At 60.1% G+C, this 11,609-nt stretch carries 9 protein-coding genes; all 9 read right to left on the reverse strand.

The annotated features are described in order from the left end of the window. Positions 1-268: 268 nt before the first annotated feature. A complete protein-coding gene (gene sucD, locus ACK59H_RS07115) occupies positions 269-1,153 on the reverse strand; it encodes a succinate--CoA ligase subunit alpha (RefSeq protein ID WP_016393102.1) in 885 nt (294 codons plus the stop codon). Beyond that, entirely contained in the window at positions 1,153-2,319 is a 1,167-nt protein-coding gene (gene sucC, locus ACK59H_RS07120; protein WP_023381351.1) for an ADP-forming succinate--CoA ligase subunit beta, read from the reverse strand. The genes sucD and sucC overlap by 1 nt, the downstream gene beginning before the upstream one ends. A 172-nt stretch (positions 2,320-2,491) precedes the next feature. Then, positions 2,492-3,928, reverse strand: coding sequence for a dihydrolipoyl dehydrogenase (lpdA, locus tag ACK59H_RS07125; RefSeq protein ID WP_060478579.1), 1,437 nt, complete (start codon positions 3,926-3,928; stop codon positions 2,492-2,494). 95 nt (positions 3,929-4,023) lie between these two features. Next, the gene (gene odhB / locus ACK59H_RS07130) at positions 4,024-5,244 is read right to left on the reverse strand and encodes a 2-oxoglutarate dehydrogenase complex dihydrolipoyllysine-residue succinyltransferase (protein WP_060478580.1); all 1,221 of its coding nucleotides are present in this window, start codon (positions 5,242-5,244) and stop codon (positions 4,024-4,026) included. Positions 5,245-5,286: 42 nt separating this feature from the next. Continuing rightward, entirely contained in the window at positions 5,287-8,118 is a 2,832-nt protein-coding gene (locus ACK59H_RS07135) for a 2-oxoglutarate dehydrogenase E1 component (RefSeq protein WP_060478581.1), read from the reverse strand. 247 nt (positions 8,119-8,365) lie between these two features. Beyond that, positions 8,366-9,070, reverse strand: coding sequence for a succinate dehydrogenase iron-sulfur subunit (locus ACK59H_RS07140; RefSeq protein ID WP_060478582.1), 705 nt, complete (start codon positions 9,068-9,070; stop codon positions 8,366-8,368). A gap of 10 nt (positions 9,071-9,080) precedes the next feature. Next, the gene (sdhA, locus tag ACK59H_RS07145) at positions 9,081-10,853 is read right to left on the reverse strand and encodes a succinate dehydrogenase flavoprotein subunit (RefSeq protein WP_060478583.1); all 1,773 of its coding nucleotides are present in this window, start codon (positions 10,851-10,853) and stop codon (positions 9,081-9,083) included. Positions 10,854-10,856: 3 nt separating this feature from the next. After that, positions 10,857-11,225, reverse strand: coding sequence for a succinate dehydrogenase, hydrophobic membrane anchor protein (gene sdhD / locus ACK59H_RS07150; RefSeq protein ID WP_060478584.1), 369 nt, complete (start codon positions 11,223-11,225; stop codon positions 10,857-10,859). After that, a complete protein-coding gene (gene sdhC / locus ACK59H_RS07155) occupies positions 11,219-11,605 on the reverse strand; it encodes a succinate dehydrogenase, cytochrome b556 subunit (RefSeq protein WP_012315350.1) in 387 nt (128 codons plus the stop codon). Before sdhC ends, sdhD begins: the two co-directional genes overlap by 7 nt. Positions 11,606-11,609: the final 4 nt, after the last annotated feature.

The raw sequence follows: 11,609 nt of genomic DNA on the forward strand, positions 1-11,609 counted from the left end.
CCCTTTTGGGGTACGGGCACAGAGTGAGCGCGTAGATTAACCGTTTTACCCAACAAACGCACTGATCCAGTGCTGCTTGTCCGATGTGCGTAAGTGTTTGTCGTCTGGTTATCTGACTGCGGCGATAATTTATTGCCGATTCGAGCAAATGTCTGGTGGAAAAACCTGACAGCACCTATCGAATTTTCCACAAGCTGAAATCCGCCTGCCATCAACGACAAAGGCCACCCGAAGGTGGCCTTTGTGCGCGTGGGGGGTATAGCAGGTATTACTTCTTGGCTTCCCAGCCGGTCAGCTCGGCCAGTGCCTTGCCGATGTCAGCCAGGGAACGCACGGTCTTCACACCAGCGTCCTGCAGCGCGGCGAACTTCTCGTCCGCAGTGCCCTTGCCGCCGGAGATGATGGCGCCAGCGTGGCCCATGCGCTTGCCCGCAGGTGCAGTTACACCGGCGATGTAGGAAACGACTGGTTTGGTCACATTGGCCTTGATGTAGGCCGCCGCTTCTTCTTCAGCCGAGCCGCCGATCTCACCGATCATGACGATCGCTTCGGTCTTCGGATCTTCCTGGAACAGCTTGAGGATATCGATGAAGTTCGAGCCTGGGATCGGGTCACCGCCGATACCTACGCAGGTCGACTGGCCGAAGCCGGCGTCGGTGGTCTGCTTGACCGCTTCATAGGTCAGGGTGCCGGAACGCGAAACGATACCGACCTTGCCTGGCAAGTGGATGTGACCTGGCATGATGCCGATCTTGCACTCGCCTGGCGTGATCACGCCTGGGCAGTTAGGGCCGATCAGGGTCACGCCCAGTTCATCGCACTTGACCTTGGCATCGAGCATGTCCAGGGTCGGGATACCTTCGGTGATGCAGACGATCAGCTTGATGCCGCCGAAAGCAGCTTCCAGGATCGAGTCCTTGCAGAACGGAGCTGGAACGTAGATGACCGAAGCGTCAGCGCCGGTGGCTTCCACGGCTTCCTTGACGGTGTTGAACACCGGCAGGCCCAGGTGGGTGGTACCACCCTTGCCTGGGGTAACGCCGCCGACCATCTTGGTGCCGTAGGCAATGGCTTGTTCGGAGTGGAAAGTACCCTGCGAGCCGGTGAAGCCCTGGCAGATGACTTTGGTGTCTTTATTGATCAGGACGCTCATTACTTGCCCTCCGCAGCTTTGACAACTTGTTGAGCAGCGTCGGTCAGGCTGGTTGCCGCAATGATGTTCAAACCGCTTTCTGCCAGTACTTTAGCGCCCAGTTCGGCGTTGTTGCCTTCGAGGCGAACCACAACCGGAACCTTGACGCCAACTTCTTTCACTGCACCGATGATGCCTTCGGCAATCATGTCGCAACGAACGATGCCGCCGAAGATGTTGACCAGAACGGCCGCGACATTGCTGTCGGACAGAATGATCTTGAACGCTTCGGTAACGCGCTCTTTGGTTGCACCACCGCCCACGTCGAGGAAGTTGGCTGGCTTGCCGCCGTGCAGGTTGACGATATCCATGGTACCCATGGCCAGGCCGGCACCGTTGACCATGCAGCCGATGTTACCTTCAAGGGCAACGTAGTTCAGTTCGAACTTGGCAGCGTGAGCTTCACGGGCGTCGTCCTGAGACGGGTCGTGGAAAGTCTTCAGCTTAGGCTGACGGTACATGGCGTTGGCGTCGATGTTGATCTTGGCATCGAGGCAGTGCAGATCGCCATCGGCCTTGATCACCAGCGGGTTCACTTCCAGCAGGGCCAGATCGTGGTCCTTGAACAGCTTGGCCAGGCCTACGAAGATCTTGGCGAACTGTTGTACTTGCTTGCCTTCCAGACCCAGCTGGAATGCCAGCTCACGACCCTGGAACGGCTGAGCGCCAACCAGTGGGTCGATGGTGGCCTTGAGGATCTTCTCAGGCGTTTCGTGCGCGACTTTCTCGATGTCCACGCCACCTTCGGTGGAGGCCATGAACACGATACGGCGGCTCGAACGGTCCACTACAGCGCCCAGGTACAGCTCTTTGGCGATGTCGGTGCAGGATTCGACCAGAATCTTGGAGACGGGTTGACCGTTGGCATCGGTCTGGTAAGTAACCAGATTCTTGCCCAACCACTGTGCAGCGAACGCCTTGGCGTCTTCCTTGCTGCGAACCAGCTTTACGCCGCCCGCTTTACCGCGACCACCGGCGTGGACCTGGGCTTTGACGACCCACTCCGAACCACCGATCTTGTCGCAGGCTTCTGCTGCTTCTTCAGGGGTGTCGACCGCGAAACCCTTGGAAACTGGCAGGCCGTACTCAGCGAACAGCTGCTTACCCTGATACTCGTGAAGATTCATGCTTTTTACCGTCTTCGTTAGGTACTGCGCTTCGGCGCTGCGCCATCACTGGCGCCGCACCACCTGTGACCATTGACCCCGGGTTTTCCCGTGTAGCCTGGTCCGGCGGACATTCCGCGGTGAGTCATGCACGCAAGACTCACGACGGGCAGACCGCCGTGGTTTCTTATGATTAACGCTTCTTACGGTTGGCTACGTGAATGGCGCCGCCATTCACTGCCAGCGCTGCTTCATGCAGCGCTTCGGACAGGGTTGGATGGCTGAAGACCATCATGCCCAGATCCTCGGCACTGGTGCCGAATTCCATTGCGATTGCGCCCTGCTGTACCAGTTCGGCAGCCGATGGGCCGATCACGTGAACGCCCAGAACGCGGTCGGTCTTGGCGTCGGCGATGACCTTGACGAAACCACCCGTGTCGTTGGCTGCCATGGCACGGCCACTGGCCGCGAACGGGAAGGTGCCTACGTTAACCTCAACACCCTCGGCCTTCAAGGCTTGTTCGGTCTTGCCGACCCAAGCGATTTCCGGGTGGGTGTAGATCACCGATGGGATCAGGTCGTAGTTCATCTGAGCCTTGTGGCCCTTGATGCGCTCGACGACCATGATGCCCTCTTCCGAGGCCTTGTGCGCCAGCATCAGGCCACGCACCACGTCGCCGATGGCGTAGACGCCCGGCACGCTGGTGGCGCAGTAGTCATCGACGTAGATATAGCCGCGCTCGTCGATGTTCACACCGCTGTCAGCAGCCAGCAGATCGGTGGTTACCGGACGGCGGCCGACCGCAACGATCAGCTTGTCGAAGGTAATCTTCTGCTCGCCTTCGGCGTTGGTGTAGGTGACTTCGACTTCGTTGCCGTTGACTTTCGAACCGGTGACGCGAGCACCCAGCTTGATGTCCAGGCCTTGCTTGGTCAGGGTCTTCTGGGCCTCTTTGGACACGGCGGTGTCGGCAGCCATCAGGAAGGTATCCAGAGCCTCAAGAACAGTGACTTCAGCACCCAGGCGAGCCCACACAGAGCCCAGTTCCAGGCCGATCACGCCAGCACCGATCACGCCCAGGCGCTTGGGTACCGATTGGAATTCCAGTGCGCCGGTGGAGTCGACGATGACGTTCTGGTCGACAGGCGCTGGTGGGATGTCGATCGGGCGGGAACCCGAAGCGAGGATCACGTTTTCGGCTTCGATGACTTCGGTAGTGCCGTCAGCTTTGGTCACTTCGACTTTCTTGCCAGCCAGCAGCTTGCCGTGGCCCTGGATCGAAGTCACGCCGTTGGCCTTGAACAGCGTGGCAACGCCGCTGGTCAGGTTCTTGACGATGCCAGCCTTGCGGCCAACCATGGTGCCAACATCCATCTGCACGTCACCGGTGGAAATACCGTGAACGTTGAAGCTCTCCTTGGCTTCCTTGTACTTCCAGGAGCTGTCCAGCAGCGCCTTGGATGGAATGCAACCTACGTTCAAGCAGGTGCCACCCAGGGCCAGCTTACCCTCGGCGTCGGTGTACTTCTCGATACAGGCAGTCTTCAGACCAAGTTGTGCGGCCTTGATGGCAGCCACATAGCCGCCAGGACCTGCACCGATTACCACTACGTCAAATTTCTGGGTCATAAAAGATTCCTTATCAGCAACTAGCTACAAGCCAAAAGCTGCAAGCCTACACGCTTCTGCTCGAAGCTTGCAGCTTGCAACTTTTGGCTGTTCGATTAGATGTCCAGCAGCAGGCGAGACGGATCTTCCAGCAGGTTCTTGATGGTGACCAGGAAGGTTACCGCTTCCTTGCCGTCGATCAGACGGTGATCGTAGGACAGCGCCAGGTACATCATCGGGCGGATGACCACCTGGCCGTTGATGGCCATCGGACGCTGGATGATGTTGTGCATGCCCAAGATGGCAGCTTGTGGCGGGTTGACGATCGGGGTCGACATCATCGAACCGAAGGTACCACCGTTGGTGATGGTGAAGGTGCCGCCGGTCATTTCCTCGATTGCCAGCTTGCCGTCACGGGCCTTCTTGCCGAAGGTGGCGATACCGTTCTCGATTTCAGCCAGGCTCATCGACTCGGCGTTGCGCAGTACCGGCACCACCAGGCCGCGGTCGCTGGATACGGCAACGCCGACATCGGCATAACCGTGGTAGACGATGTCGTTGCCGTCGATCGAGGCGTTGACAGCCGGGAAGCGCTTGAGCGCTTCGGTAGCAGCCTTGACGAAGAACGACATGAAGCCCAGGCGCACGCCGTTGTGGGTCTTCTCGAACAGATCCTTGTACTTCGAACGCAGCGCCATGACTTCGGTCATGTCGACTTCGTTGAAAGTGGTCAGCATCGCCATGCTCGACTGGGCTTCGACCAGGCGTTCGGCGATCTTGGCGCGCAGGCGGGTCATCGGCACGCGCTTCTCGGTGCGATCGCCAGCGGCAACCACCACCGGGGCAGCGGCCGCTGCAGCAGGCTTGGCAGCCGGAGCAGGTGCCGATTTCTTGTTGGCCACGGCAGCGACGACGTCTTCCTTTGTGATGCGGCCGCCTTTACCCGTGCCGGCAACGGCAGCCAGGTCGATACCGTTCTCTTCGGCCAGCTTGCGGGCGGCAGGTGCTGCGATCGGGTCGTCTTCGCCAGCATCGGCGGCGGCGGCGGCGGCCGGAGCAGCGGCAGCAGGGGCAGCAGCAGGGGCGGCGGCGGCAGCACCGCCTTCAACGATCGAGCCCAGCACTTCATCGGACAGGACGGTGTCGCCCTCGCCTTTGACGATGGCGCCCAGCACACCGTCGGCGGTGGCCAGTACTTCCAGGACGACTTTGTCGGTTTCGATGTCGACGATCAGTTCGTCACGCTTGACGGCATCGCCAGGCTGTTTGTGCCAGGTGGCAACGGTGCCATCGGCAACCGATTCCGGGAAGGTTGGGGCTTTGATCTCGATAGCCATTATCTGTGTTTCCTTAAATTCGGTTTCAGGTGCGCGAAGGCATTAAACAGTGAAGGCGTCTTGCAGCAGTTTCTCTTGCTGCTCGGCGTGCTTCGATGCGTAACCACAGGCAGGCGCGGCGGAAGCGTCGCGACCGGCGTATTCCAGGACCAGAGCCTTGTTGTGACGGCCCAGGATACGGCGCATGTGGTGCTGACTGCTGTACCAGGCACCCTGGTTCATCGGTTCTTCCTGACACCAAACCGCATGCTTGAGGTTGGTGTAAGGCGAGAGGATCTCGACCAGGTCGTCCTCTGGGAACGGATACAGCTGCTCGATACGCACGATGGCGATGTCTTCACGGCCTTCGGCACGGCGTTTTTCCAGCAGGTCGTAGTAAACCTTGCCGCCGCACAGCACCAGGCGCTCGACCTTGGCCGGATCGAGGGTGTCGATTTCCGGGATCACGGTCTGGAACGAGCCTTCGGCCAGGTCTTCCAAGGTCGAAATGGCCAGCTTGTGGCGCAGCAGCGACTTCGGCGTCAGTACGATCAGCGGCTTACGCAGCGGACGGATGACCTGACGACGCAGCAGGTGGTAGATCTGTGCAGGCGTGGTCGGCACGCAAACCTGGATGTTGTGCTCGGCGCACAGTTGCAGGTAGCGCTCCAGGCGCGCGGAGGAGTGCTCAGGCCCCTGCCCTTCATAGCCGTGTGGCAGCAGCATGGTCAGACCGCACAGGCGGCCCCATTTGTGCTCACCGCTGGTGATGAACTGGTCGATCACCACTTGCGCACCGTTGGCGAAGTCGCCGAACTGGGCTTCCCAGATCACCAGCGCGTTCGGCGTGGTGGTGGAATAGCCGTATTCGAAGGCCAGTACCGCCTCTTCCGACAGGAAGGAATCGTACAGCTCGAACCGCGGCTGGCCTGGGAACAGGTTTTTCAGCGGAACGTAAGTGCTGGCGTCCTTCTGGTTGTGCAGCACCGCGTGACGGTGCGAGAAGGTGCCACGGCCGATGTCCTGGCCGGTCATGCGGATCGGGTGACCTTCGAACTGCAGGGTGGCGTAGGCCATGGTCTCCGCGTAACCCCAGTTGATCGGCAAGCCACCGGCCTGCATCTTCTGGCGGTCTTCGTAGATCTTGGCAACCTGACGCTGGACGACGAAGCCTTCAGGCAGTTCCAGCAGCTTGGCCGACAGGTCCTGCAGGGTCTTGAGGTCGAAGCGGGTGTCGTGACGGGCAGTCCAGGCATGGCCCAGGTAAGGGCGCCAATCGACGAACAGCTCACGGTTCGGTTCTTTGACCAGGCTCTTGACCACGTGCAGCCCGTTGTCCAGGGCGTTGCGGTATTCGTCGATCTTGGCCTGGGCGCGCTCGGCATCGATGCGACCGGCCTGGATCAGCGACTCGGCATACAGCTCGCGCGTGGTGCGCTGCTTGCTGATCTGCTGGTACATCAGCGGCTGAGTGCCGTTCGGCTCGTCTGCCTCGTTGTGGCCGCGGCGACGGTAGCAGACCAGGTCGATGACCACGTCACGCTTGAACTGCATGCGGTAGTCGACGGCCAGCTGAGTCACGAACAATACGGCTTCCGGGTCGTCGCCGTTGACGTGCAGGATCGGCGCCTGAATCATCTTGGCAACGTCGGTGGCGTACTCGGTGGAGCGCGCGTCCAGCGGATTGCTGATGGTGAAACCAACCTGGTTGTTGATCACGATGTGCACGGTGCCGCCGGTCTTGAAACCGCGGGTCTGCGACATCTGGAAGGTTTCCATGACCACGCCCTGGCCGGCGAATGCTGCATCGCCGTGGATCGAGATCGGCAGTACCTTGTCACCCAGGGTATCGTTGCGGCGGTCCTGACGGGCACGCACCGACCCTTCCACCACTGGCGAGACGATTTCCAGGTGGGACGGGTTGAACGCCATGGCCAGGTGGACTTCGCCGCCCGGCGTCATCACGTTGGAGGAGAAGCCCTGGTGATACTTCACGTCACCGGAGCCCAGCTCGTTCATCTTCTTGCCTTCGAACTCGTCGAACAGCTCGCGCGGGTTCTTGCCGAAGGTGTTGACCAGCACGTTCAGACGGCCGCGGTGGGCCATGCCGATCACCACTTCCTTGGTGCCGTAGGAGCCGGAGCGCTGGATCATTTCGTCCAGCATCGGAATCAGGCTTTCGCCGCCCTCCAGGCCAAAGCGCTTGGTACCAGGGTACTTGGTGCCCAGGTACTTCTCCAGGCCCTCACCGGCAGTCACGCGCTCGAGCAGGTGGGCCTGCACGTCGGCGGAAAACTCCGGACGACCGCGCACGCTTTCCAGGCGCTGCTGGAACCAGCTGCGCTGCTCGGAATCGACAATGTGGGTGAACTCGGCGCCAATGGTGCGACAATATGTCTTCTGGAGGGCCTCGAAGATCTCGCGTAGGCTCGCCTCCTCTTTGCCGATGAACAGGTCGCCGGCACGGAAGGTCGTATCAAGATCGGCATTGGTCAAGCCGTAATGATTGATCGACAGGTCTACTGGCGCAGGTCGCTGCCACAAGCCCAACGGGTCGAGCTTGGCAGCCTGATGGCCGCGCATACGATAGGCCTGGATCAGTCGCAGAACTTCAACCTGCTTCTTCTCGTGTTCTGTGCTCACGCTCCCGGCAGAAACCGGCTGAGCGCGGCGCTGGTTCTTTGCCAGCAGTACGAAATGGTCGCGGATCGTCGAGTGCGATACATCGGTAGCGGTGCTGCCGTCGGCGGGCAACTTCTGGAAGTAAGTGCGCCACTCTTCTGGCACAGCGTTAGGGTCGTGCAGGTAGAGTTCGTAGAGCTCTTCCACATATGCAGCGTTACCACCTGAAAGGTGGGCGCTTTCCCACATGCGCTGCATCACGCTTTCTTGCATGCTTGGTCACCCTCGGTTAGGGGACTGATCGGCAAAAAACCACAGCAAACCTGGAAAAGTCCGAAAGAAGCGACTGAACCACGCCACTTGGATCCTGCTGATTTTCCGGGTACCAGCCCGGAAAGCCCCTGCTGGTCTCATATCTTCATAGGTATCGAGCGCGAGCTTCGTGAGCCCTTGCTCAGGTTTTACCTCAGTGCGGGCTCACCACCCGCACCTCGGCATACTGCAGTTACAACGCTTTGAATCAGGTGCCGCTTTGCAGCAGCATGTTACGTACGTGGCCGATTGCCTTGGTTGGGTTCAGACCCTTCGGGCAAACGTTGACGCAGTTCATGATCCCGCGGCAGCGGAATACGCTGAACGGGTCATCCAGGGACGCCAGGCGCTCCTGGGTCTTGGTATCACGGCTGTCGGCCAGGAAGCGATAAGCCTGCAGCAGCGCGGCCGGGCCCAGGAACTTGTCCGGGTTCCACCAGAACGACGGGCAGGAGGTCGAGCAGCAAGCGCACAGAATGCACTCGTACAGACCGTCCAGTTTTTCGCGATCTTCCGGCGACTGCAGACGCTCGATAGCCGGGGCTGGAGTGTCGTTTTGCAGGAACGGTTTCACCTTCTCGTACTGCTTGTAGAAGATGCTCATGTCGACCACCAGGTCACGAATGACCGGCAGGCCTGGCAGCGGACGCAGAACCAGCTTGTTGCCCTTGACCACACCCGACAGAGGCGTGATGCAAGCCAGGCCGTTCTTGCCGTTCATGTTCATGCCATCGGAACCGCAAACGCCCTCACGGCAGGAGCGACGGTACGAGAAACCCTCGTCCTTCTCCTTGATCAGCGCCAGCACGTCCAGCACCATCAGGTCCTTGCCGCCGGTGTCGACGTCGAACGACTCCATCTTGGGCGCCGAGTCGGTATCCGGGTTGTAACGATAAACTTCGACTTTCAACATAGCAGCCACCTCAGTAAGTCCGGACTTTTGGTTCGAAGGCTGGAACAGTCTTCGGCGCAAAGTTGACGCCACGCTTGGCTACGCGCTTCTCACCCGGGTAGTAGAGGGTGTGGCACAGCCAGTTCTCGTCATCACGGTCTTCGAAGTCTTCACGGGCGTGCGCGCCGCGGGACTCTTTACGGGCTTCGGCCGCAATGGCGGTAGCTTCGGCGACTTCCAGCAGGTTCTGCAACTCCAGCGCTTCGATACGCGCGGTGTTGAAGGCCTGGGACTTGTCGTTGATCTTGACGTTGGCGATGCGCTCGCGCAGGCCGGCCAACTGCTCGATACCCTTGAGCATGTATTCGCCGGTACGGAACACACCGAAGTAGTTCTGCATGCAGCTTTGCAGCTCGCGCTTGAGGCTGGCAACGTCTTCGCCAGTGTTGCGCTCGTTGAGCTTGTTCAGGCGACTCAGGGCGACATCGATGTCGGTGTCGCTGGCGTCCAGGTGCTCGATACCGTCGCTCAGCGCCTTCTCCAGGTGCAGGCCGGCAGCACGGCCGAACACCACCAGGTCGAGCAGCGAGTTGCCGCCCAGGCGGTTGGCACCGTGAACCGATACACAAGCAACTTCACCTACGGCGAACAGGCCAGGAATGATGTGATCCTTGCCTTCTTCGTCCATGGTGATGGCCTGGCCATGAATGTTGGTGGCAACGCCGCCCATCATGTAGTGGCAGGTCGGAACGACCGGCACCGGCGCGACCACAGGGTCGACGTGGGCGAAGGTCTTGGACAGTTCGCAGATACCTGGCAGACGGCTGTGCAGCACTTCTTCGCCCAGGTGATCCAGCTTCAGCAGTACGTGGTCCTTGTTCGGGCCCACGCCGTTGCCGGCGATGATTTCCTTGACCATGGAGCGGGCGACCACGTCGCGGCCAGCCAGGTCTTTGGCGTTCGGCGCGTAACGCTCCATGAAGCGCTCGCCATGGGCGTTGATCAGGTAACCACCCTCACCGCGGCAACCCTCGGTGACCAATACACCGGCGCCGGCAATGCCGGTCGGGTGGAACTGCCACATTTCGATGTCCTGCACCGGCACACCGGCACGCAGGGCCATACCGATACCGTCACCGGTGTTGATCAGGGCGTTGGTGGTGGAGGCGTAGATGCGACCGGCACCGCCAGTCGCCAGAACGGTGGCCTTGGACTTGATGTACATGGTTTCGCCGGTTTCGATGCAGATCGCAATCACACCGACGAACGCGCCTTCCTTGTTCTTCACCAGATCAACGGCGTAGTACTCGTTGAGGAAGGTGGTGCCTGCTTTCAGGTTGCCCTGATACAGGGTGTGCAGCAGCGCGTGGCCGGTACGGTCGGACGCAGCGCAAGTACGGGCGGCCTGGCCACCTTTACCGAAGTCCTTGGACTGACCACCGAACGGACGCTGGTAGATACGGCCAGTTTCGGTACGCGAGAACGGCAGACCCATGTGGTCCAGCTCGAAGACCGCAGCAGGGCCTTCCTGACACATGTATTCGATAGCGTCCTGGTCACCGATGTAGTCGGAACCCTTGACGGTATCGTACATGTGCCAGCGCCAGTCGTCGTTCGGGTCGGCCGAGGCGATGGCGCAGGTGATGCCGCCCTGAGCGGATACAGTGTGCGAACGGGTCGGGAAGACCTTGGTGACTACGGCAGTCTTGTGACCGCCCTGAGCCAGCTGCAGCGCTGCGCGCATGCCGGCACCGCCGCCACCGATGATGATGGCGTCGAAAGAAATGGTTGGAATGCTAGCCATGGATCAGATACCCCAAAGAATCTGCACACCCCAGACGAAGTAAGCGAACATCGCAACGCCGCATACCGCCTGGAACAGGAAACGAATCGCAGTTGCCGACTTGCCGAACGACATAGGCGTCAGGTAGTCAGTGGCGATGGTCCACATGCCGACCCAGGCGTGAGCGCCCAGGGCAACGAGGGCCAGCAGACTGAAGATCCGCATCGCGTTATTGGAGAACAGAGCGTGCCATTGGGTGTAGTCGATGCCTGGGTGGGCGACCACGTAGCCGATCAGGAAGAGGAAGTAAGCCGCGAGAACGACCGCAGAAACGCGCTGCGCCATCCAGTCATAGAGGCCCGAACGCGACAGGTTCGTGACATTGGTTACCATACCCAAACTCCCACCAGAACGATCAGCACCACGGAGATGACGATCACGATTTTCGAGCCCAGCTTGCCGCCTTCCAGCGTCTCACCGATACCCATGTCCATGATCAGGTGACGTACACCTGCCACGAGGTGATAAAGCAGGGCAGACAGCAGGCCCCAGGTCACGAACTTGGCCAGCGGGCTGGTCAGACACGCCTTCACCTCGCCGAAACCTTCCTCGGAACCCAGCGACTTGCCCAATGCATAAAGCATGATGGCAAGGCCGAGGAACAGGATGACGCCGGAGATACGGTGAAGAATGGACGTGTACGCAGTGACGGGAAGCTTGATGGTCCTTAGGTCTAGGTTTACAGGTCGTTGGCTTTTCACGGCTTTTTTCACACTG

The sequence above is a fragment of the Pseudomonas sp. KCJK9000 genome (genome assembly GCF_046230725.1).
In the GTDB taxonomy this organism is placed as follows: domain Bacteria; phylum Pseudomonadota; class Gammaproteobacteria; order Pseudomonadales; family Pseudomonadaceae; genus Aquipseudomonas; species Aquipseudomonas promysalinigenes.

Excerpts from the sequence above, each read along its gene's own strand:
- sucD (WP_016393102.1), bottom strand. The coding sequence starts at position 1,153 with ATGAGCGTCCTGATCAATAAAGACACCAAAGTCATCTGCCAGGGCTTC.
- sucC (WP_023381351.1), bottom strand. The coding sequence starts at position 2,319 with ATGAATCTTCACGAGTATCAGGGTAAGCAGCTGTTCGCTGAGTACGGC.
- lpdA (WP_060478579.1), bottom strand. The coding sequence starts at position 3,928 with ATGACCCAGAAATTTGACGTAGTGGTAATCGGTGCAGGTCCTGGCGGC.
- odhB (WP_060478580.1), bottom strand. The coding sequence starts at position 5,244 with ATGGCTATCGAGATCAAAGCCCCAACCTTCCCGGAATCGGTTGCCGAT.
- ACK59H_RS07135 (WP_060478581.1), bottom strand. The coding sequence starts at position 8,118 with ATGCAAGAAAGCGTGATGCAGCGCATGTGGGAAAGCGCCCACCTTTCA.
- ACK59H_RS07140 (WP_060478582.1), bottom strand. The coding sequence starts at position 9,070 with ATGTTGAAAGTCGAAGTTTATCGTTACAACCCGGATACCGACTCGGCG.
- sdhA (WP_060478583.1), bottom strand. The coding sequence starts at position 10,853 with ATGGCTAGCATTCCAACCATTTCTTTCGACGCCATCATCATCGGTGGC.
- sdhD (WP_060478584.1), bottom strand. The coding sequence starts at position 11,225 with ATGGTAACCAATGTCACGAACCTGTCGCGTTCGGGCCTCTATGACTGG.